Source organism: Pseudomonas sp. TE21394, assembly GCF_054057835.1.
This window is the reverse complement of sequence record NZ_JBSRZR010000001.1, coordinates 2,412,135-2,433,740: the sequence shown is the minus strand read 5'-3', so window position 1 is coordinate 2,433,740 and position 21,606 is coordinate 2,412,135. Positions and strand designations below refer to the sequence as shown.

Below are 21,606 nucleotides of genomic sequence, written 5' to 3'. Positions count from 1 at the left end.
TAGCCGTGGGCTCACGCCAAAGGGCCCGCGCAGGGATCCCAGCTTTCTGAACCCATATCACCCAAACCTATTAACCTCCCCCACCCCACCCTATCGGCCTAGACTCGCAGCATCTCGCAACAGGACCGCGACCATGCCCGAGACCCTGCTCAGCCCCCGCAACCTGGCCTTCGAGCTCTACGAAGTACTCGACGCCGAAGCCCTGACCCAGCGCCCACGCTTTGCCGAGCACAGCCGCGAAACCTTCGACGCCGCGCTGACCACCGCCCGCACCATCGCGGAAAAGTTCTTCGCCCCGCACAACCGCAAAGCCGATGAAAACGAGCCGCGCTATGTGGACGGCCACGCCGAACTGATCCCGGAAGTGAAACCCGCCATCGACGCCTTCCTCGAAGCCGGCTTCCTCAACGCCAACCGCGACTTCGAAGTCGGCGGCATGCAGTTGCCCAGCCTGGTCTCACAGGCCTGCTTCGCCCACTTCCAGGCCGCCAACGCCGGCACCACGGCCTACCCGTTCCTGACCATGGGCGCAGCCAACCTGATCGAAAGCTTCGGCAGCGAAGAACAGAAGCGCCTGTTCCTGCAGCCGATGATCGAGGGCCGTTACTTCGGCACCATGGCCCTGACCGAACCCCATGCCGGCTCTTCGCTTGCCGATATCCGCACCCGTGCCGAGCCTGCCGGTGACGGCAGCTACCGGCTCAAGGGCAACAAGATCTTCATTTCCGGCGGCGACCACGAACTGTCGGAAAACATCGTGCACATGGTGCTGGCCAAGCTGCCGGATGCCCCGCCCGGGGTGAAAGGCATCTCGCTGTTCATCGTGCCGAAGTACCTGGTCAACCCGGACGGCAGCCGCGGCATGCGCAACGATGTGCTGCTGGCCGGGCTGTTCCACAAGATGGGCTGGCGTGGCACCACGTCCACCGCGCTGAACTTCGGCGACAACGGCCAGTGCGTCGGCTACCTGGTCGGCCAGCCGCACCAGGGCCTGGCCTGCATGTTCCAGATGATGAACGAAGCCCGTATCGGGGTGGGCATGGGCGCAGTGATGCTTGGCTATGCCGGCTACCTGTACGCCCTGGACTATGCCCGCCAGCGGCCTCAGGGCCGGCTACCGGATAACAAGGACCCGCACAGCCCGGCGGTGCCGATTGTCGAGCACACGGATGTGAAACGCATGCTGCTGGCACAGAAGGCCTATGTGGAAGGCGCGTTCGACCTGGGCCTGTACGCAGCGCGCCTGTTCGATGACACCCACACCGCCGCCGATGAAAGCGCCCGTAAACAGGCGCAAGACCTGCTCGACCTGCTGACCCCGATCGTCAAGTCCTGGCCTTCGACGTTCTGCCTCAAGGCCAACGAACTGGCGATCCAGATTCTTGGTGGCCACGGCTATACCCGTGAATATCCTGTCGAGCAGTACTATCGCGACAACCGCCTGAACCCGATCCACGAAGGCACCGAGGGCATCCAGTCGCTTGACCTGCTGGGGCGCAAGCTGGCACAGCACAACGGCGCCGGGCTCAAGCAACTGCTCCGCCTGATCGCCGCAACCGGCGAGCGCGCCAGTCATCACCCGAGCCTCGACCTACTGCGCCAACCACTGGAACAACTGGTCACCCGCCTGCAAGCCGTAACCTTGGCCCTGCTCGGTGACCTGGCCCAGGGCAAACTCGCCGGCGCCCTGGCCAACTCTGCCCTTTACCTCAAGGCCTTCGGCCACTGCGTGATCGGCTGGCGCTGGCTGGAACAGGCCATTCACGCCGAGCTTGGCCTGCTCAAGGGCAGCCCGGTCGACCGCGACTTCTACCTCGGCAAGCTACAGGCTGCTCGTTATTTCCTGACCTGGGAAGTGCCAGGCTGCCATAATGAGCTGGCATTGCTCGAGGCGCGCGACGACACCTGCCTCGCCATGCAAGACGAGTGGTTCTAGGGGGAGCCACCGTGTATACGGAGGCTTTCGCATGTTCGATTCCAGCGCCCTGCTGCGCCAGCGCTTCGCCGCGCTGCGCAGTTCGGCCGAGTTGTTTTCCCTGCGCCATGTGAAACAGTCGCACCAGGCGCTGTCGGTACGCCGCAACGTCGCAGAGCCGCCGCTGTTCAGCCAGGACGAAGGCGCCATGCTCACCGTGCGGGTCAATGGCGTAGAGGCTTATGCCGCCACCGCCGACCTGTCCCAGGCCGGGTTGCAACGCGCGCTGGAGCAAGCCGAGGCACTGGCCCGGCAAATCGCCCGCCACAGCTTGCTGGACCTGCGCGGGCAGGCAGTGACCAGTGCCCGGCATGACCACATTTCGCCCAACTTTGACCAGCCTGTGCCCTCCCTCGCCGATTGCCTTGGCCTGCTCGCGGCAGAATCGGCCAGCGTGCCCAAGGACAGCCGCCTGGTAGATTGGCAAGCCAGCCTGGGCATGAGCCTGGTCGAGCAGACCTATCTCAATTCGGCCGGCGCACAACTGCGCCATGCCCAGCGCTTCCTGTTCCCCGGCCTTGGGGTGACCGCCAGCGACGGCCAGGACAGCCAGAGCCGCAGCCTGGGCCGTGACAACTTCGGCCAGCAGGGCGGTTTCGAGATCATCGAGCGCTGCGGCCTGGTCGGCGCCGCCCGCCGGGTGGCGGACGAGGCGCTGCAACTGCTGCTGGCGCCGAACACTCCCAGCGGCCCGCGCGACCTGCTGTTGATGCCGGACCAGATGATGCTGCAGATTCACGAATCGATCGGCCACCCGCTGGAGATGGACCGCATCCTGGGTGACGAACGTAACTACGCCGGCACCAGCTTCGTCAAAGCCAGCGATTTCGGCCACCTGCAGTACGGCTCCAGCCTGCTGAACGTGACCTTCGACCCGACCATCGACGAAGAGCTGGCCAGCTACAGCTTCGATGATGACGGGACCCTGGCCAGCAAACAGTTCCTGATCCGCGACGGCTTGTTGCTGCGCCCGCTGGGTGGTGCGCTGTCGCAGTTCCGCTCCGGCCTGGACGGTGTGGCCAACAGCCGTGCCTGCGGCTGGAACCGTGCGCCGATCGACCGCATGGCCAACCTCAACATCGAGCCGGGCGACAAATCGCTGAACGAGCTGATCGAGGGCATCGAGCACGGCATCCTGATGCGCACCAACCGTTCCTGGTCCATCGACGACGCGCGCAACAAGTTCCAGTTCGGCTGCGAATGGGGCCAGCTGATCGCAGACGGCGAACTCAAGGGCATCGTCAAGAACCCCAACTACCGCGGCATCTCCGCGCATTTCTGGCGCAACCTGGCGGCAGTCGGTGACCGTACCACCTTCCAAGTGCTGGGTACGCCCAACTGCGGCAAGGGCGAACCCAACCAGGTGGTACGGGTTGGTCACGCTTCACCGGCCTGCGTGTTCCGCCAGATCGACGTATTCGGAGGAGACGCCTGATGCAACACGCATTCGAAACCCTGGTCGGAAACCTGCATGCCGCCTTGCAAGCGGGCGAACACTTCACCCTTGGCTACAGCGCCGAACGGTCGCAGTTCGTGCGTTTCAACCATGCCAAGGTGCGCCAGGCCGGCGAAGTGAGCCAGGCCAGTGCGCAACTGCGGCTTGTCTGCGATGGCCGTCAGGCAGAGCAACAGGTGACCTTGAGTGGTGACGCGCAACTCGATGGCCAGCGCCTGAACACTGCCCTTGAGCAACTGCGCCAGACCTTGCCGCTGTTGGCCGTCGATCCGTACCTGCGTCTGGACGAAAGCGCCTGGCGTAGCCACAGCCAGCAGCAACAGCCGCTGCCCGAACTGAATGAAGTACTGGCCCTGCTCGAGCACGAAGCCGGCGACCTGGACTTGGTCGGCATCTACGCCGCCGGCCCCGTGTGCCGGGGCTTCGCCAGCTCGTTCGGAGCCTTCGGCTGGCATCAGGCCAACAGCTTCAACTTCGACTGGAGCCTGTTTCACGCAAATGGCGAGGCGGTGAAGGCCAACTACGCGGGGCAGGCGTGGCGCGCTGACGAGTTCACCACGCGCCTGCGCCAGGCACGAGAACAACTAGGTTTCCTCGGCCGCCCGGCAGTTTCCCTGAAGCCTGGCAGCTATCGCGCCTACCTGGCCCCGGCGGCGATGGACGAGATTGCCGGCATGCTGTGCTGGGGCGGGTTTTCCGCGCAGGCCCTGGCCACCGGCAACAGCGCCTTGCAGCGCCTCTACCACGGCGATGCGCGGCTGAGCCCGCTGGTGAATTTCACCGAGCAGGTCAGCGGCTCGCTGAGCCCGGCGTTTTCCGATGAAGGCTCACCGCGCCTGGATGTGCCGCTGATCCAGCAAGGCAAGGCGCTGCAACGGCTGGTCAGCGCACGCAGCGCCGCCGAATTCGGGTTGTTGGCCAATGGTGCCGATAGCTACGAATCGCCATGTGCGCTCAGCCTTGCACCAGGTGGTTTGCCCAGCGAAGCGGTGCTTGAGCGGCTCGGCACCGGGCTGTACATCAGCAACCTGTGGTACCTGAACTACTCCGACCTGCCAGCAGCGCGAATGACCGGGCTGACCCGCTTCGCCACCTTCTGGGTGGAGAATGGGCAGATCCAGGGGCCGGTGCGCACCATGCGCTTCGATGACAGCCTGTACAACTTGCTGGGTAACCAGCTGGAAGACCTGACCCGTGAGCGCGAGATGATTCTATCGACCAGTACCTATGGGCAGCGCAGTACCGGGTCGAGTCATTTGCCGGGGGCGCTGGTCAAACGCCTGACCCTGACATTGTGATTGGACTTGCCGGGCCTTTCGCGGCTAAAGCCCCTCCAACAGGGAACGCACACCCCCTGTGGTAGAGGTTTGCGCCGCGAAAAGGCCGGCACTGACAAACGAGGAAGTCATGCCCGAACGCACCCCGCTGGACCCCGTCACCGCCCGCTGGATCCCTTGGGTGGTGGCCATCGCCTTCTTCATGCAGTCCCTGGATGGCACCATCCTCAACACCGCATTGCCGGCCATGGCCCGCTCGCTGGCCGAAAACCCGCTGCGCATGCAAGGCGTGATCATCGCCTACATGCTCACGGTGGCCTTGTTGATCCCCGCCTCGGGCTGGATCGCCGACCGCTTCGGCACCAAGCGCATCTTCTTCAGCGCCATCCTGCTGTTCAGCTTCGGCTCGCTGCTGTGCGCCGCGGCCAACAGCCTCGGCTTCCTGATCTTCGCCCGGGTCGTGCAAGGCCTGGGCGGTGCGCTGATGCTGCCGGTCGGGCGACTGGTGGTACTGCGCGCCTACCCACGCACCGAGCTGGTGCGCATCATGAGCTTCATCACCATTCCCGGCCTGCTCGGCCCGCTGTTGGGCCCGACGGTTGGCGGCTGGCTGGTGGAAATTCTAAGCTGGCACTGGATCTTCCTGCTCAACCTGCCCGTCGGCCTGGTCGGCTGCTATGCCGTATGGAAGTTCATCCCCGACCTGCGCGGCGCCGAACGCACCACCTTCGACGGCCCAGGGTTCCTGCTGTTTGGCGCGGCGATGGTGCTGATCACCATCGCCATGGAGGGCCTGGGTGAGCTGCACCTGCCACACCTGCGGGTGATGTTGCTGCTGTTCGCCGGCATGGCCTGCCTGGCGGCCTACTGGCTGCGCGCCGGGCGCGACCCGGAGCCACTGTTCTCGCCCAGCCTGTTCCGCGTGCGCACCTTTGCCATCGGTATCCTCGGCAACCTGTTCGCCCGCCTGGGCAGTGGCGCCCTGCCGTTCCTGGTGCCGTTGCTGCTGCAGGTGGCGCTGGGCTACTCGCCGGCCCAGGCCGGCATGAGCATGATTCCGCTGGCCGCGGCGGCCATGCTCGCCAAGTCCATCGCCCGGCCGCTGATCGAACGCTTTGGCTACCGCATCATCCTCACCGGAAACACATTGCTGCTGGGCGTGCTGCTGGCCAGCCTCGGCCTGGTCGACGAGCAGACGCCCTATGCCGTGCTGCTGCTTCAGCTTGGCCTGCTCGGAGCAGTCAACTCCATGCAGTTCACGGCAATGAACACCGTCACCCTGATCGACCTTGACGACGCCAGCGCCAGCAGCGGCAACAGCCTGCTGTCGGTGGTGGCGCAGCTGTCCTTGAGCCTGGGCGTGGCCTGCGCCGGTGCGCTGCTGGGTGGTTTCACCGCTGCCGGCAGCGCCGAAGGTGTGGAAACCACCTTGGGCGCATTCCAGCTGACCTTCGTGACCATCGGCGTGATGGCCATGCTCGCGGCGGCGATCTTCCTGCAGCTGGCGCCGACGGACGGAAGGCGTGCCCGTCGTCCGGAACAACACATGGAGTCGTAGGGCGAATGGCCACGAGGCTGGTAGACTATGCGGCATTTTTCGCTTCGCACCGCAGGCCTGCCTCGTGACCACCGATTCCACCGCCTTTGCCTCCCTGCCGCTGTCCGCTGCCATGCTGGCCAACCTGGACGCCCTCGGATATGCCTCGATGACGCCGATCCAGGCCCAGAGCCTGCCAGTCATCCTCAGGGGCCAGGACCTGATTGCCCAGGCCAAGACCGGCAGCGGCAAGACCGCCGCCTTCGGCATCGGCCTGCTCAACCCGATCAACCCGCGCTATTTCGGCTGCCAGGCGCTGGTGCTGTGCCCCACCCGCGAGCTTGCCGACCAGGTGGCCAAGGAACTGCGCCGCCTGGCCCGCGCCGAGGACAATATCAAGATCCTCACCCTCTGCGGCGGCGTTTCGCTGGGCCCGCAGATCGCTTCGCTGGAGCATGGCGCGCACATCATCGTCGGCACCCCGGGCCGCATCCAGCAGCACCTGGACAAAGGCACCCTGGTCCTCGACGGCCTGAACACTCTGGTGCTGGATGAAGCCGACCGCATGCTCGACATGGGCTTCTTCGACGCCATCGCCAGCATCATCGGCAAGACCCCGTCGCGCCGCCAGACCCTGCTGTTCTCGGCCACCTACCCGGCCGGTATCAAGCAGTTGGCCGCCGACTTCATGCGCAACCCGCAACAGGTCAAGGTCGAGAGCCTGCACAGCGACAACCAGATCGAGCAGCGCTTCATCGAGATCGACCCGCAGCAGCGCCTGGAGGCCGTTACTCGTGTGCTCGGCCACTATCGCCCGCAGTCCTGCGTGGCGTTCTGCTTCACCAAGCAGCAGTGCGAGGACCTGGTCGCCCACCTGACCGCCAAGGGTATCGTTGCCCAGGCCCTGCATGGCGACCTGGAGCAGCGCGACCGCGACCAGGTGCTGACCATGTTCGCCAACCGCAGCAGTTCGGTGCTGGTAGCCACCGACGTGGCTGCCCGCGGCCTGGACATCGACGGCCTGGACATGGTCATCAACGTCGAGCTGGCGCGTGACGCTGAGATCCATGTGCATCGGGTGGGCCGTACCGGCCGCGCGGGCGAAAAAGGCATTGCAGTCAGCCTGGTGGCACCTGCCGAGGGGCACCGCGCCCAGGCCATCGAAGACCTGCAGAAGAGCCCGCTGCGCTGGGACCAGCTGGACAGCCTGAAGAGCAAGGGCGGCGAGCCGCTGCTGCCACAGATGAGCACTCTGTGCATCGCTGCCGGGCGCAAGGACAAGCTGCGCCCGGGCGACATCCTTGGCGCGTTGACCGGGGATGCCGGGATCCCGGGCAAGCAGGTGGGCAAGATTGCGATCTTTGACTTCCAGGCCTTTGTTGCCGTGGAGCGGCCACTGGCCAGGCAGGCCATGCAGCGCTTGAACAACGGCAAGATCAAGGGGCGCTCCCTGAAAGTGCGCATCGTCTGATGCTGATTTTTGGGCCGCGCAGCCCCAGCAATCCTGAAGAGGTAACACCGTGCACTCCACCGACGTGATCATCCTCGGCGCCGGCGCCGCCGGCCTGATGTGCGCCCAGCTCAGCGCCCGCCGCGGCCGCCGGGTGCTGGTGCTCGACCACGCCAACAAACCGGGCAAGAAGATCCTCATGTCCGGCGGCGGGCGCTGCAACTTCACCAACCTGTACACCGAACCCGGCAACTTCCTCTCGCACAACGCCCACTTCTGCAAATCGGCCCTGGCCCGCTATACCCAGTGGGACTTCATCGAGCTGGTGTGCAAGCACGCCGTGCCCTACCACGAGAAGAAGCTCGGCCAGCTGTTCTGCGACAACAAGGCCAGCGACATCCTCGACATGCTGCTGGCCGAATGCGACGAGGCCGGTGCCGAGATCCGCATGCACACCAGCATCGAACAGATCGAGAAGACCGAAGGCGGCTACCTGCTGCAGACCAGCGGCGGCCAGTTCGCCTGCCAGTCGCTGGTGATCGCCACCGGCGGCCTGTCGATCCCGACCCTCGGGGCCACCGGCTTCGGCTACCAGGCGGCGCGCCAGTTCGGCCACACCCTGCTGCCGACCCGCGCCGGCCTGGTGCCATTCACCATTACCGAGCCCCAACTAAAGGCACTGTGCAGCGAGCTGTCCGGCACCTCGCTGGATTGCACCGCCAGCTGCAACGGCACCAGCTTCCGCGAGAACCTGCTGTTCACCCACCGCGGCCTCAGCGGCCCGGCGATCCTGCAGATCTCGTCATTCTGGGAAGCCGGTGACACGGTCGAGATCAACCTGCTGCCCGACCGCGATGCGCTGGCCTGGCTGCAACAGATGCAGGCCGAACGCGCCAACGCCGAACTGAAGACCGTGCTCGGCGAGGTATTTACCCGCAAACTGGCCAACCTGCTGGCCGAGCAGTGGTTCGAGTCCAGGCCCATGAAGCAGTACACCCCGGCAGAACTGGCGCAGATCGCCGAAAAGCTGGCGAACTGGCAGGTAGTGCCGGCCGGCACCGAGGGCTACCGCACCGCCGAAGTGACCCTGGGTGGGGTGGATACCCGCGAAGTGTCGTCCAAGACCATGGAGTCGCTGAAGAGCCCCGGCTTGTATTTCATCGGTGAGGTGCTGGATGTGACCGGCCACCTGGGCGGTTTCAATTTCCAGTGGGCCTGGGCCTCCGCCAACGCCGCTGCGCAGTTCGTGTAGAGTAGAATCCATTCAGCAGCACGGAACGCTTCTTGCTGACCGTGCCGCCATGCATTCAATCGATCACTGCCCAGCAGGCCATCATGTCATCGAGCTCGTTCCGTCAGTCACTGCGTCGCCTGTGGGGCCAAGACAAGTTCAGCTACAGCATCCGGGTGACCATCGCCCTGACCGGCAGCCTGGCCCTGTGCTGGTACCAGAACGAGATGGCCCTGCTGATTCCGCTGTTTCTCGGCATCATCGCCAGCGCCCTGGCGGAAACCGATGACAGCTGGCAGGGCCGCCTCAGCGCCCTGGCCGTTACCCTGGTGTGTTTCGCGATCGCCGCGCTGGCGGTCGAATTGCTGTTCCCCTACCCCTGGATCTTCGTCATTGCCCTGGCCCTCGCCGCCTTCAGCCTGACCATGCTCGGGGCGCTGGGCGAGCGCTATGGCGCCATTGCTTCGGCAACCTTGATCACTTCGGTATACACGATGATCGGCGTAGACCAGCGCGGCGGCCAAGTCACCGACTTCTGGCACGAACCGCTGCTGCTGGTGGCCGGTGCGGCCTGGTACGGGCTGCTGTCAGTGCTGTGGCAAGCGTTGTTTTCAAACCAGCCGGTGCAGCAGAGCCTGGCCAGGCTGTTCTTCGAGCTGGGCAGCTACCTCAAGCTCAAGGCCAGCCTGTTCGAGCCCATCCGCACCCTCGACGTCGAAGCCCGACGTCTGGAGCTGGCCCGACAGAACGGCAAGGTGGTGGCGGCCCTCAACGCAGCCAAGGAGATCATTCTGCACCGGGTCGGCAACAGCCAGCCCAACTCCAAGGTCAGCCGGTACCTCAAGCTGTATTTCCTGGCACAGGACATCCATGAGCGGGTCAGTGCCTCGCACTACCCCTACAACGCACTGACCGAGACATTCTTCCACAGCGACGTGATGTTCCGCTGCCAGCGTCTGTTGCGCAAACAGGGCTCATCCTGCCAGGAACTGGCCCGTTCGATCCGCCTGCGCCAACCGTTCGTGCTGGCCAGCGGTTACCCCGAAGCCCTCGAGGACCTCAACGCCTCGCTGGAACACCTGCGCATCCAGAGCAACCCGGCGTGGCGCGGCCTGTTGCGCTCGCTGAGGGCACTGGCTGCCAACCTGGCGACGCTGGACCGCCTGCTGAGTGCGGCCAGCAACCCAGACAGTCTGGCCGATGCCAGCGACAGCAGCCTGCTCGATCGCTCACCCCGTTCGCTGAAGGACGTGTGGACCCGCTTGCGCACCCAACTGACACCAACCTCACTGCTGTTCCGCCATGCCTTGCGCCTGCCGCTGGCATTGTCGATCGGCTATGGCATGGTGCACCTGATCCACCCGACCCAAGGTTACTGGATCATCCTCACCACCCTGTTCGTATGCCAGCCCAACTACGGTGCAACCCGGCGCAAGCTGGGGCAGCGGATAGTCGGCACCGCGTTCGGCCTTACCGTAGGCTGGGCGTTGTTCGACCTGTTCCCCAACCCGGTTGTGCAGTCGTTGTTCGCCGTGGTCGCAGGGGTGTTGTTCTTCGTCAATCGCACCACCCGCTATACCCTGGCCACGGCAGCCATCACCCTGATGGTGCTGTTCTGTTTCAACCAGATCGGCGATGGCTACGGCCTGTTCCTGCCACGCCTGTTCGATACCCTGGTGGGCAGCCTGATCGCCATCCTCGCGGTGTTCCTGTTCCTGCCCGACTGGCAAGGGCGGCGCCTGAACAAGGTGCTGGCCAATACCCTGACCTGCGCCAGCCAGTACCTGCGGCAGATCATGCAACAATATGCCCACGGCAAGCGCGACGACCTGGCCTACCGCCTGGCCCGGCGTAATGCCCATAACGCCGACGCGGCACTGTCCACCACCTTGGCCAACATGCTCATGGAGCCCGGGCATTTCCGCAAGGAGGCCGACGTCGGCTTCCGCTTCCTGGTGCTGTCACACACCTTGCTCAGCTACCTCTCCGGGCTGGGCGCGCACCGCGATACCGCCTTGCCTGCGCAAGTGCAGGAACAGTTGATCGAAGGTGCCGGGCAGAGCCTGGCCAGCAGCCTGGACGAGATCGCCAACGGCCTGGCCGCGCGCGCGCCGGTGGCGATTCATAGTGATGCCGAAGAAGCGCTGGCCGATGCCCTGGAGCAGATGCCGGACGACCTGGATGAGCACCAGCGTCTGGTACAAACGCAGCTGGCGTTGATCTGCCGACAGTTGGCCCCCTTGCGGACCCTGGCCGCGCACCTGATCAAGGAAGGTGCGCCAAGCTGATTTCCTGGGTGTCTGGGCGATCAGAAGCCATGCTGACGCAGCAGCCGTGCATAGCTGCCATCGGCCTTCATCGCCGCAATCGCCCGCTCGAACCGTTCGACGATCTGCGCATGCTCCGGATGCTTCAGGCTGACCAGGATATGCAGGGTGTTCTCGCCCAACGGGGGCTCCACCAGCATCACCCCATCACGCACTTCCTGCGGCTCGCGCTGCAGGTTGTAGCGGGCCACGTATTCGTCTTCCACCGCCAGGTTAACCCGCCCAGCGGCTAACATGCGTACCGCTGATGAAAAGTTGCGCACCGGCACTTTGTGCAGGCGGCTGTCACCATCGAACGCCGGGGAATAGGCGTAACCACGCACCACGGCGATGCTGTAGGAATACAAGTCGGATTGACGCCTGTAGCGAAACGCCTCGCCTTTGCGCTGCAGCAGCCGGACGCGGTTAGTCAGGTAGGCCGAGGAAAACTGCCCGATACGCTCGCGCGAGTCGTTGTGCCAGGCGTTGATCAGCACGTCGTAGCGCCCTTCGCTGACCCCGAGCAACGCCCGCGCCCATGGCACCTCCTCGAACCCGCTGGTGTAGCCGGCCCGAGTCAGCGCGGTAGTGACGATGCTGGTCGCCAGGCCGCCGCCGGGCATGCTGGTGTCGGTGAACGGCGGCCAGTTGTCCGCCACCAGGCGCAGCCGGTCAGCACCCAGAGCAGGCGTCGCCAGCATCATTGCCAGTAATCCCAGCACACAAAGCAGTGGCCGCATGCTCAAGTCCTTTTCGCAATGGGGGAGCACACATTGTCAGGGCGGTCTTCTTCGCAACTACCGATGAGATTACACAAAGCCTCTGCCCAGGACAGCGGCCAATAGTGTCATTTAGCCTCTATTTTGGCCGAAGCCTCTGTCTGGCCGCATAAAGCCGCGATCTGTTCAGGGATAACCCAGCACTTCACGGATCTGCCGCAAGTGCCGGATGATCCACTGCTTGTCGATTGCCCCCCAGTCATGGATGCGGTAATGCCCGGCGTGATTGCGCGCGCCTTCCTGCTGCTCGAATTCGCAGACGATATCCAGGTCGGCCAACGCGGCGATGGTGTCCTGGGCGGTGCGCCGCGGCATGCCGGTAGCCTCCATCAGGGCGGGCACGCTGGTCGCGGTCTGGCTGTCGATCAGCCAGGCGACGTACAGGCGCCGGTAGAAGCTGCTCTTGGTCTTGCTCACTGCCATGCTGCGTGGTCCTTAACAGTTGCCCGGCAGCTCCCGATAGGTCAGGTAGACGCGCAGGTCGAATTCCAGTTGGTGGTAGTCCGGCTCCATGTGCTGGCAGAGCTGGTAGAACGCCTTGTTGTGATCACGCTCGCGCAGGTGCGCCAGTTCGTGCACCACGATCATGCGCAAGAATTGCGGCGCTGCTTCCTTGAACAGCGAGGCAATGCGGATTTCCTTCTTCGCCTTGAGCTTGCCGCCCTGCACCCTTGATACCGCCGTGTTCAGGCCCAAGGCACGGTGGGTCAGGTCGAGGCGACTGTCGAACAATACCTTGTCCAGGGGCGGCGCGCTGCGCAGGTACTGCTGGCGCAGATCCTGGGCATAGCCGTACAGCGCCTTGTCGCTTTGCACGTCGTGGCGGCCAGGGTAACGGCGCTGCAGATACTCGCCCAAGCGGCCGCTGTCGATCATCTGCCGCACCTGCTGCTGCAGGTGCGGGGGGTAGGCTTGCAAGTAACGTAATACAGTCATGGCGCGGGTTTCGGTATGACGAATGCCGATTCTAGCCAATCAGGGCACTGGCCAGGAGAAAATCGCCGGGAAACTGCTGGCATCCGCTGCGGTCATCGGATACGCCACCAGGAAGCCTTGCACGTACTCACAACCGTTGGCCTTCAGCCAGGCCGCCTGAACCGGGGTTTCCACGCCCTCGGCGATCACCGTGATGCGATAGTCGCCGCACAGGCTGATGACGCTGCGCACCAGCGCGGCGTCCACCGCCGAGTCGGGCAGGCGCGCCACCAGGTGGCGGTCGAGCTTGAGGGTATCGATCGGCAGGTCACGCAACATGCGCAACGAACAGTCGCCGGCACCGAAATCGTCCAGCGCCACCCGCACACCCAGGTCGCGCAAACGGTGGATCTGTTTCACCGCCGCATCGATGTTGTACATCAGCGAGGTTTCCGCCACCTCTACTTCAAGCTGTGCCGGGTCCAGCTGGTACAGCTGGATCACCCGCTGCAACTCTTCGACCAGGCCAGGCATGACGAATTGTGCACGGCTCAGGCTGATACCCAGCACCAGGTCCGGGGCAAAGCGCTGGCACCAGGCCTGACGCTGGGCCGCACCCTGGCGGTAGATCCAGCTGGCCAGGCGGTTGATCAGGCGCGCCTCTTCCAGCAGCGGGATGAACAACCCGGGCGGCACATCGCCAACACTGGGGTGCTGCCAGCGCAGCAACGCCTCGAAACCTCGCAGCTGGCCGCCATTGAAGGCGACCTGCGGCTGGTACACCAACGTAAAGTCCTGCTGCTCGATGGCCGCGCGTACGCTGTCTTCGAGCATAAGCCGCGAACGTGCCCGGCCATTGAGCTCCTGGTCATAGAAGCGGTACTGCTGGCGCCCCGCCTGCTTGGCCGCGTACATCGCCGCATCGGCGGCACGCAACAGGCCTTCGACGTTGGCGCCGCAGTCCGGGTAGGTGGCGATGCCGATGCTGACCCCAAGGCACACGTCGAAGCCGTCCACCTCGTGGCTGATGGAAACGCGCTCCAACAGCCGCTCGGCATAACGCCCGGCCTGCTCCGGATACGGCAGGCCGTCGAACAGCGCGGTGAATTCATCACCGCCCATGCGCGCCAACAGCGCCTCGCTGCCCAGGCAGTCCTTGAGCTGCTCGGCCACCCAGCGCAACACCCGATCACCGGCGTCGTGGCCAAGCGAGTCGTTGATGCGCTTGAAGCCGTCCAGGTCCATGTACATCAGCGCCTGCGCCTTGTCCGAGCGCTCGTTGCGCAACAGCACGCCTTCGGCGGCCTGGTAGAAACCGCGGCGGTTGAGCAGGCCGGTGAGCGGGTCGGTCACGGCCTGGTACTCCAGCTGCTGGTGCAGGTTGCGCACCACCGACATGTCCAGCACCGTCACCACCATGGCCTGCTGGTCGACCGGCAGCGGCGCGCAGGACAATGCCACGGGCAACAGCTCACCACCAGAGGTGCGCAGTTGGGCATCATGCACACGGAAAATCTGCCTGCCCAGGTACGCCTGGTAGAAGCCCGAGTCCTCCCACAGGCCGGCATTGGCCAGCTGCACCAGATCGAGCAGGCGGGCGCCCTGCAGCTGTGCTACCGGCGTGGACAACAGGTTGGATATGGCCGGGTTGGCAAAGCGGATGATGCCCTGCGCATCCACCACCAGAATACCCTCGGCGGCGTTTTCCAGGATCGACGCATTGAACGCCGTGGCCGCCTCCAGCTCACGGGTCAGGCGTTGCAGCATGCGCCGGTTTCGCTGCTGCTCGAGCAGGGCCTGGACCTTGGGCTTGAGGATCTGTGGGTCGAACGGCTTGAACATGTAGTCCACGGCGCCGCTGGCATAGCCTTTGAGCACGGCGGCTTCGGACTGTTCGTTGGCGGTGAGGAAGATGATCGGCGTCAGCCGGGTACGCTGGCTGCCGCGCATCAGCCGGGCGACTTCAAAGCCATCCATCTCCGGCATCTGTACATCCAGCAAGACCAGATCGACTTCATGTTCAAGCAATGTGTTCAAGGCTTCGATACCCGAACTTGCCGTTAGTACCTGCCAATCCTGACGGGCCAGCAATGCCCGCATGCTGATGAGGTTCTCGGGGTAATCGTCTACCACCAGGAGAACCGAACTGCCATCCAGTGGCTGTGGTAGAGCGTGAGCGCCATCCATGCTGCTTCTCTATTATGTGACCGACTTCAAAAATACACTTGGATCCACTAGTACTCTAGCTCTGAGCGAATAACACGCAATGCAATCAGAACGCTATCAGCGACTCAACTGTACCGAAGCCGACTAACGGTCGGTTCGCCGGGCTTTCCGTGCTGCCGATGACCAGGCCTGCATTAGCAGCAGGTTTCCTGCACCGCGAAAATGAAAAACCCGCATTTCTGCGGGTCTTCCGTGTTGCCAGTCGATCAGTTGACCTTGGCGGCCAGCTCGCCCTTGGCATAGCGCTGGAACATGCCTTCCAGGGAGATCGGCTTGATCTTCGAGGCATTGCCAGCGGTGCCGAAGGCTTCGTAGCGGGCGATGCACACATCACGCATGGCCTTCACGGTTTCGGCGAAGAACTTGCGTGGGTCGAACTCGCTCGGGTGCATGGCCATGTGGCGGCGGATGGCGCCGGTGGACGCCAGACGCAGGTCGGTGTCGATGTTCACCTTGCGCACACCGTACTTGATGCCTTCGACAATTTCCTCGACCGGTACACCGTAGGTTTCCTTGATGTCGCCGCCGTACTGGTTGATGATCGCCAGCCACTCTTGCGGTACCGAGGACGAACCGTGCATCACCAGGTGGGTGTTGGGGATGCGTTTGTGAATTTCCTTGATGCGATCGATAGCCAGCACGTCACCGGTTGGAGGCTTGGTGAACTTGTAGGCACCGTGGCTGGTACCGATGGCGATCGCCAGGGCGTCGACCTGGGTCTTCTTGACGAAGTCCGCAGCCTCTTCCGGGTCGGTCAGCATCTGACTGTGGTCCAGCACGCCTTCGGCGCCAATGCCGTCTTCTTCACCGGCCATGCCGGTTTCCAGCGAACCCAGGCAGCCCAGCTCGCCTTCTACCGAAACACCGCAGGCGTGAGCCATGGCAACGGTCTGCTGGGTAACGCGCACGTTGTACTCGTAGTCGGTCGGGGTCTTGCCATCTTCGCCCAGCGAACCGTCCATCATCACCGAGCTGAAGCCCAGCTGGATCGAACGCTGGCAGACGTCAGGGCTGGTGCCGTGGTCCTGGTGCATGCACACCGGGATGTGCGGGAATTCTTCGATGGCCGCCAGGATCAGGTGACGCAGGAACGGCGCGCCGGCGTATTTGCGGGCACCGGCCGAAGCCTGGACGATCACCGGGGAGTCGGTCTTGTCGGCCGCTTCCATGATGGCGCGCATCTGCTCGAGGTTGTTGACGTTGAAAGCTGGTACGCCGTAACCGAACTCGGCGGCGTGGTCCAGCATCTGGCGCATGCTAATGAGTGCCATGGTGTATCTCTCTCCCGACAAGCGTCGTTTGTTTCGTGCAAGCCTGCCGCAGGGGCGGTTGCTGTTCAAGTAGTGTGGGCCACCCTCGCGGCCCGGCCAGTCACGGTGCCTTGCAGCCCCGCCCAATCAGATCGTTGGTTGCCACCCAGTACACCAGGCCCTCTTCGCCCTTGGTATGGAAGGCCAGCATGCCATCGCTGTACAGCGCACCCGATGCACCGGGCTCGGCCTTGAGCCGGTAGACCTGGTCACCGCCCCCCAGGCGCACGTCGACCTGGTCACGTTGCGCATCGGCGAAACGCCACAGCACTTCAGCCTGGCTATCGCAGACCCAACGGGTCCAGTCCTCTGCCGGGGCGGGTTGCGCCGGCTGCAGCAGCGAGCATCCTGCCAGTGTCGCCAGGGCCATCACGGCCAAAAGCGCTTTCATTCAGCTTCCTCGATACAGGGCCGCACCGCGGCCCCTTTTCAAGACCACAAATCAGTCTTCAGGTTGCCTGTCACCCGATCAAGGGCAACCCGGCGCCTTGCGCTGGTGGTCTTCGTCGTATTTCTCCAGGCCTTCCGGGCCCACGCGCTTGCTGATGACCGGCACGGTCTCGGCTTGCCATTCCGACTGGTAACAGCCGCCCTTGGGCGGCTGCGCCGGGTCGACATCCGAGGCCGGGCTGCCAGCGCAAGCGCTCAGCAGGCCAACCAGCATCATCACAGGCAATTGCTTGACCATCAGGCCACTCCCTTTGCCAAGCGCCGGCATCATCAGGCCTTGGCCCGTTCTTCCAGAATGGCCACGGCCGGCAGGACCTTGCCCTCGACAAACTCGAGGAAGGCACCACCACCGGTAGAAATGTAGGAGATATCGGCGCCAACGCCATACTTGTCGATCGCCGCCAGGGTGTCACCGCCGCCGGCGATGGAAAACGCCGCGCTGTCGGCGATGGCCTTGGCCAGCACCTCGGTGCCGTTGCCGAACTGGTCGAACTCGAACACACCGACCGGACCGTTCCACAGGATGGTTTTCGACGACTTCAGCAGCTCGGCGAAGTGGGCTGCGGTTTGCGGGCCGATGTCCAGGATCATGTCGTCAGCGGCAACATCGGCAATGGCCTTGACCGTGGCTTCGGCGCTTTCGGCAAACTCCTTGGCAACCACCACATCGACTGGCAGCGGCACGCTGACCTTGGCGGCGATAGCCTTGGCCGTGTCGACCAGGTCCGGCTCGTACAGCGACTTGCCCACCGGGTGGCCGGCGGCAGCGAGGAAGGTGTTGGCGATGCCGCCGCCGACGATCAGTTGGTCGCAGACTGCGCTCAGACTGTTCAGCACATCCAGTTTGGTGGACACCTTGGAGCCGGCAACGATGGCAGCCATCGGCTTGGCCGGGGCTTTCAGGGCCTTGCCCAGGGCATCCAGTTCGGCCGCCAGCAGCGGGCCGGCAGCGGCGACCTTGGCGAACTTGGCGACACCGTGGGTCGAACCCTCGGCGCGGTGGGCGGTACCGAATGCGTCCATGACGAACACGTCGCACAGGGCAGCGTATTGCTGCGCCAGCTCGTCGGCGTTTTTCTTCTCGCCCTTGTTGAAGCGCACGTTTTCGAACAGCACCAGGGAACCGGCCGGGACTTCGACACCGTCGAGGTAATCGGCCACCAGCGGCACCTCACGGCCCAGGGCCTTGCTCAGGTAGTCGGCGACTGGCTTGAGGCTGTTCTCGGCCGAAAATTCGCCTTCGGTCGGGCGGCCAAGGTGCGAGCAGACCATTACCGCCGCGCCCTTCTCCAGGGCCAGCTTGATGGTCGGCAGCGCTGCCAGGATGCGCGCGTCGCTGGCTACCACACCGTCCTTCACAGGCACGTTGAGGTCTTCGCGGATCAGTACGCGTTTACCTTGCAGGTCGAGGTCGGTCATCTTCAACACGGTCATGAATGCAGTCCTTCAGGGCTGTTTGTTGCGGGTGGGGTGGACGACGTGCAGATAATGTTCGGCAACGTCGAGCATACGGTTGGCAAAGCCCCATTCGTTATCGAACCAGGCCAGCAGGTTAACCAGGCGTGGGCCGGCAACACGGGTCTGGCTGGCATCGACGATCGCCGAATGCGGGTCGTGGTTGAAATCACAGCTGGCATGCGGCAACTCGGTGTAGGCCAGCAAGCCTTTCAGCGGGCCTTCCAGCGCCGCCTCGCGCAACACCCGGTTGACTTCGACCGCACTGGTATCGCGGGCAGTCTGCAGGGTGATGTCCAGGCACGAAACGTTGACGGTCGGTACGCGTACCGCTTTGGCCTGGATTCGCCCGGCAAGTTCCGGAAGCAGACGCTCGATGCCACGCGCCAGACCAGTGGACACCGGGATCACCGACTGGAAGGCCGAACGCGTGCGGCGCAGGTCTTCGTGGTGGTAGGCATCGATTACCGGCTGGTCGTTCATCGCCGAGTGGATGGTGGTGATCTGCACGTACTCGATACCGAACGCCTGGTCCAGCACGCGCAGCAGCGGCACGCCGCAGTTGGTGGTGCACGAGGCGTTGGACACGAGGCGCTCACGGCCGGTCAGGCAGGCCTGGTTGATGCCAAAGACCACCGTGGCGTCGACATCGGCCTCGCTGGCCATCGGCTGCGAGAACAGCACCCGCGGTGCACCGGCGTCGAGGAAACGCTGGCCATCGGCGCGGGTGTGGTAGGCGCCGGAGCATTCCAGGACCAGGTCGATGTCCAGGGCGGCCCAGTCGATGCCTTCAGGGGTGGCACTGCGCATCACCTTCACGCAGTCGCCATTGATATGCAGACAGTCGCCGTCGACCTTCACCTCACCGGGAAAGCGCCCGTGGGTGGAGTCGAAGCGTGTCAGGTATTCCAGGCTGGCCTGGTCGGCCAGGTCGTTCAGCGCGACGATCTCGAAACCGGCCTTTGCCCCCCGCTCGAACAGCGCGCGCAAGACACAGCGGCCGATACGGCCATAACCGTTGAGTGCAACTTTGTAGGGACGCGGGTGGGACATAGGTAGCTCTTGAACTCCGGCAGTTGAACGGGGCCGCTGCGCAGCCCATTCGCGGCACAAGGCCGCTCCTACAGGGGACGGCATACGCAATACCCTGTGGGAGCGGCCTTGTGCCGCGAACGAGGGCCAAAGGCCCTCGCCTTCCTTCTATCAGTCTTCCAGCAGCTCTTCGGCAGTCCCGAGGATGTTCTCCACGGTGAAACCGAACTCTTCGAACAGAGCCGAAGCAGGCGCCGACTCACCATAGGTGGTCATGCCGATGACGCGGCCTTCCAGGCCAACGTACTTGTACCAGAAGTCGGCATGGGCGGCTTCGATGGCAATGCGCGCGCCCACTTCCAGCGGCAATACCGACTGCTTGTAGGCAGCGTCCTGGGCATCGAACACGCTGGTGCACGGCATGGAAACCACGCGCACCTTGCGGCCTTGCTCGGTCAGCTTGTCGAACGCCTGGACCGCCAGGCCCACTTCCGAGCCGGTGGCGATCAGGATCAGCTCAGGCTCGCCGGCGCAGTCCTTCAGCACGTAGCCGCCGCGGCTGATGTCGGCGATCTGCTGGGCGTCACGCGCCTGGTGCTGCAGGTTCTGGCGCGAGAAGATCAGTGCCGAAGGGCCGTCCTTGCGCTCCAGGGCGTGTTTCCAGGACACGGCGGATTCCACCGCGTCGGCCGGGCGCCAGGTGTCCAGGTTCGGCGTGCTGCGCAGGCTGGTCAGTTGCTCGATCGGCTGGTGGGTCGGACCGTCTTCGCCCAGGCCGATGGAGTCGTGGGTATAGACGTGGATCACGCGCTGCTTCATCAGCGCCGACATGCGCACCGCGTTGCGGGCGTATTCCATGAACATCAGGAAAGTCGCGCCGTAAGGCACCAGGCCACCGTGCAAGGCAACGCCGTTCATGATGGCGGTCATGCCGAACTCGCGCACACCGTAGAACACATAATTGCCGCTGGCATCGTTGGCCTCGACACCCTTGCAGCCCTTCCACAGGGTGAGGTTGGAGCCGGCCAGGTCAGCCGAACCGCCGAGGAACTCGGGCAGCAGCGGGCCGAACGCGTTCAGGGTGTTCTGGCTGGCCTTGCGGCTGGCGATGGTTTCGCCCTTGGCCGCCACTTCATTGATGTAGGCCTGGGCCTTCTCGCTGAAGTCGGCCGGCAGTTCACCGGCGGCACGGCGCTGGAACTCGGCAGCCAGCTCTGGATAGGCCTTGGCATAGGCTTCGAAACGCTGATTCCACTCGGCTTCAGCCTTGGCACCGGCGGCCTTGGCGTCCCACTCGGCGTAGATGTCGGCCGGGATTTCGAACGGGCCGTGGTTCCAGTTCAGCTCTTTGCGGGCCAGGGCGATTTCGTCGTTGCCCAGCGGTGCGCCATGGCAGTCTTCCTTGCCCTGCTTGTTCGGCGAGCCGAAACCGATGATGGTCTTGCAGCAGATCAGGGTCGGGCGATCGCTCTTGCGGGCGGTCTCGATGGCGGTCTTGATCTCGTCGGCGTCATGGCCGTCGACATTGCGGATCACCTGCCAGTTGTACGCTTCGAAGCGCGCCGGGGTGTTGTCGGTGAACCAGCCGTGCACTTCGCCGTCGATGGAAATGCCGTTGTCGTCGTAGAACGCGATCAGCTTGTTCAGGCCCAGGGTGCCAGCCAGCGAGGCGACTTCGTGGGAGATACCTTCCATCATGCAGCCGTCGCCGAGGAACACGTAGGTGTTGTGGTCGACGATGGTGTGGCCGTCACGGTTGAACTGGGCCGCCAGCACTTTTTCCGCCAGGGCGAAGCCCACGGCGTTGGCGATGCCCTGGCCGAGCGGGCCGGTGGTGGTCTCGACGCCTGGGGTGTAGCCGTATTCCGGGTGGCCCGGGGTGCGGCTGTGCAGCTGGCGGAAGGCCTTGAGGTCATCGATCGACAGGTCGTAGCCGGTCAGGTGCAACAGCGAGTAGATCAGCATCGAACCGTGGCCGTTGGACAGCACGAAGCGGTCACGGTCGACGAAATTCGGGTTGCTCGGGCTGTGCTTCAGATAGTCGCGCCAAAGCACTTCGGCGATATCCGCCATGCCCATGGGGGCACCTGGGTGGCCGCTGTTGGCCTTTTGCACGGCATCCATGCTGAGGGCACGAATGGCGTTGGCACGTTCACGACGGCTGGGCATCGCTGATCTCCTGGGGGCTTGAATAGGTGGTGTCACGA

17 protein-coding genes are annotated in these 21,606 nt (G+C 64.2%); 7 read left to right on the top strand and 10 right to left on the bottom strand.

The annotated features are described in order from the left end of the window. Positions 1–133: 133 nt before the first annotated feature. The 7 genes from ACVWZT_RS11230 (at position 134) to yccS (ending at position 11,214) form a co-directional block, all read left to right on the top strand. A complete protein-coding gene (locus tag ACVWZT_RS11230; RefSeq protein WP_457469354.1) occupies positions 134–1,936 on the top strand; it encodes an acyl-CoA dehydrogenase in 1,803 nt (600 codons plus the stop codon). A gap of 31 nt (positions 1,937–1,967) precedes the next feature. Next, entirely contained in the window at positions 1,968–3,410 is a 1,443-nt protein-coding gene (locus ACVWZT_RS11225) for a TldD/PmbA family protein (protein WP_457469352.1), read from the top strand. Next, complete coding sequence (locus ACVWZT_RS11220; RefSeq protein ID WP_457469350.1) at positions 3,410–4,729, top strand: TldD/PmbA family protein; 1,320 nt, start codon at positions 3,410–3,412, stop codon at positions 4,727–4,729. Before ACVWZT_RS11225 ends, ACVWZT_RS11220 begins: the two co-directional genes overlap by 1 nt. A gap of 109 nt (positions 4,730–4,838) precedes the next feature. Further along, on the top strand, positions 4,839–6,266 hold the full coding sequence (gene mdtD / locus ACVWZT_RS11215) for a multidrug transporter subunit MdtD (protein ID WP_457469348.1): 1,428 nt from the start codon (positions 4,839–4,841) through the stop codon (positions 6,264–6,266). A 112-nt stretch (positions 6,267–6,378) separates the two neighbouring features. After that, on the top strand, positions 6,379–7,716 hold the full coding sequence (gene dbpA, locus ACVWZT_RS11210; protein ID WP_296233962.1) for an ATP-dependent RNA helicase DbpA: 1,338 nt from the start codon (positions 6,379–6,381) through the stop codon (positions 7,714–7,716). 49 nt (positions 7,717–7,765) lie between these two features. Continuing rightward, positions 7,766–8,947: an NAD(P)/FAD-dependent oxidoreductase gene (locus ACVWZT_RS11205; protein WP_457469347.1), complete on the top strand. Its 1,182-nt coding sequence runs from the start codon at positions 7,766–7,768 to the stop codon at positions 8,945–8,947. A gap of 83 nt (positions 8,948–9,030) precedes the next feature. Beyond that, positions 9,031–11,214 (top strand): YccS family putative transporter, encoded by a 2,184-nt coding sequence (gene yccS / locus ACVWZT_RS11200; RefSeq protein ID WP_457472059.1) that lies wholly within the window; start codon positions 9,031–9,033, stop codon positions 11,212–11,214. A gap of 20 nt (positions 11,215–11,234) precedes the next feature. On the opposite strand, the gene ACVWZT_RS11195 is transcribed toward yccS, so the two are convergent. The 10 genes from ACVWZT_RS11195 to tkt form a co-directional block, all read right to left on the bottom strand. After that, positions 11,235–11,972, bottom strand: a complete 738-nt coding sequence (locus tag ACVWZT_RS11195) for a substrate-binding periplasmic protein (RefSeq protein ID WP_457469345.1) — start codon at positions 11,970–11,972, stop codon at positions 11,235–11,237. Between the two features lie 165 nt (positions 11,973–12,137). Then, positions 12,138–12,434 carry a winged helix-turn-helix domain-containing protein gene (locus ACVWZT_RS11190; protein WP_457469343.1) on the bottom strand — a complete coding sequence of 99 codons (297 nt, stop codon included), beginning with the start codon at positions 12,432–12,434 and terminating at the stop codon, positions 12,138–12,140. A gap of 12 nt (positions 12,435–12,446) precedes the next feature. Next, positions 12,447–12,947 carry a M48 metallopeptidase family protein gene (locus ACVWZT_RS11185; protein WP_225779493.1) on the bottom strand — a complete coding sequence of 167 codons (501 nt, stop codon included), beginning with the start codon at positions 12,945–12,947 and terminating at the stop codon, positions 12,447–12,449. A gap of 39 nt (positions 12,948–12,986) precedes the next feature. Then, positions 12,987–15,113, bottom strand: coding sequence for a putative bifunctional diguanylate cyclase/phosphodiesterase (locus ACVWZT_RS11180; RefSeq protein ID WP_457469340.1), 2,127 nt, complete (start codon positions 15,111–15,113; stop codon positions 12,987–12,989). Positions 15,114–15,358: 245 nt separating this feature from the next. Then, entirely contained in the window at positions 15,359–16,423 is a 1,065-nt protein-coding gene (fba, locus tag ACVWZT_RS11175) for a class II fructose-bisphosphate aldolase (RefSeq protein ID WP_170033124.1), read from the bottom strand. A gap of 100 nt (positions 16,424–16,523) precedes the next feature. Beyond that, positions 16,524–16,853: an MliC family protein gene (locus ACVWZT_RS11170; protein WP_296233790.1), complete on the bottom strand. Its 330-nt coding sequence runs from the start codon at positions 16,851–16,853 to the stop codon at positions 16,524–16,526. A 78-nt stretch (positions 16,854–16,931) separates the two neighbouring features. Then, positions 16,932–17,183 (bottom strand): hypothetical protein, encoded by a 252-nt coding sequence (locus ACVWZT_RS11165; protein ID WP_296233789.1) that lies wholly within the window; start codon positions 17,181–17,183, stop codon positions 16,932–16,934. Beyond that, entirely contained in the window at positions 17,183–18,346 is a 1,164-nt protein-coding gene (locus ACVWZT_RS11160) for a phosphoglycerate kinase (protein ID WP_296233788.1), read from the bottom strand. The genes ACVWZT_RS11165 and ACVWZT_RS11160 overlap by 1 nt, the downstream gene beginning before the upstream one ends. 12 nt (positions 18,347–18,358) lie before the next feature. Then, a complete protein-coding gene (gene epd, locus ACVWZT_RS11155) occupies positions 18,359–19,420 on the bottom strand; it encodes an erythrose-4-phosphate dehydrogenase (RefSeq protein WP_296233787.1) in 1,062 nt (353 codons plus the stop codon). Positions 19,421–19,570: 150 nt separating this feature from the next. After that, on the bottom strand, positions 19,571–21,568 hold the full coding sequence (gene tkt, locus ACVWZT_RS11150; protein WP_457469337.1) for a transketolase: 1,998 nt from the start codon (positions 21,566–21,568) through the stop codon (positions 19,571–19,573). Positions 21,569–21,606 lie beyond the last annotated feature (38 nt).

Coding starts and splice junctions, on each gene's coding strand:
- tkt (WP_457469337.1), bottom strand. CDS start 21,568: ATGCCCAGCCGTCGTGAACGTGCCAACGCCATTCGTGCCCTCAGCATG.
- ACVWZT_RS11225 (WP_457469352.1), top strand. CDS start 1,968: ATGTTCGATTCCAGCGCCCTGCTGCGCCAGCGCTTCGCCGCGCTGCGC.
- dbpA (WP_296233962.1), top strand. CDS start 6,379: ATGCTGGCCAACCTGGACGCCCTCGGATATGCCTCGATGACGCCGATC.
- yccS (WP_457472059.1), top strand. CDS start 9,031: ATGTCATCGAGCTCGTTCCGTCAGTCACTGCGTCGCCTGTGGGGCCAA.
- ACVWZT_RS11180 (WP_457469340.1), bottom strand. CDS start 15,113: ATGGATGGCGCTCACGCTCTACCACAGCCACTGGATGGCAGTTCGGTT.
- ACVWZT_RS11195 (WP_457469345.1), bottom strand. CDS start 11,972: ATGCGGCCACTGCTTTGTGTGCTGGGATTACTGGCAATGATGCTGGCG.
- ACVWZT_RS11230 (WP_457469354.1), top strand. CDS start 134: ATGCCCGAGACCCTGCTCAGCCCCCGCAACCTGGCCTTCGAGCTCTAC.
- ACVWZT_RS11170 (WP_296233790.1), bottom strand. CDS start 16,853: ATGAAAGCGCTTTTGGCCGTGATGGCCCTGGCGACACTGGCAGGATGC.
- ACVWZT_RS11165 (WP_296233789.1), bottom strand. CDS start 17,183: ATGATGCCGGCGCTTGGCAAAGGGAGTGGCCTGATGGTCAAGCAATTG.
- ACVWZT_RS11190 (WP_457469343.1), bottom strand. CDS start 12,434: ATGGCAGTGAGCAAGACCAAGAGCAGCTTCTACCGGCGCCTGTACGTC.
- ACVWZT_RS11220 (WP_457469350.1), top strand. CDS start 3,410: ATGCAACACGCATTCGAAACCCTGGTCGGAAACCTGCATGCCGCCTTG.
- mdtD (WP_457469348.1), top strand. CDS start 4,839: ATGCCCGAACGCACCCCGCTGGACCCCGTCACCGCCCGCTGGATCCCT.
- ACVWZT_RS11160 (WP_296233788.1), bottom strand. CDS start 18,346: ATGACCGTGTTGAAGATGACCGACCTCGACCTGCAAGGTAAACGCGTA.
- fba (WP_170033124.1), bottom strand. CDS start 16,423: ATGGCACTCATTAGCATGCGCCAGATGCTGGACCACGCCGCCGAGTTC.
- epd (WP_296233787.1), bottom strand. CDS start 19,420: ATGTCCCACCCGCGTCCCTACAAAGTTGCACTCAACGGTTATGGCCGT.
- ACVWZT_RS11185 (WP_225779493.1), bottom strand. CDS start 12,947: ATGACTGTATTACGTTACTTGCAAGCCTACCCCCCGCACCTGCAGCAG.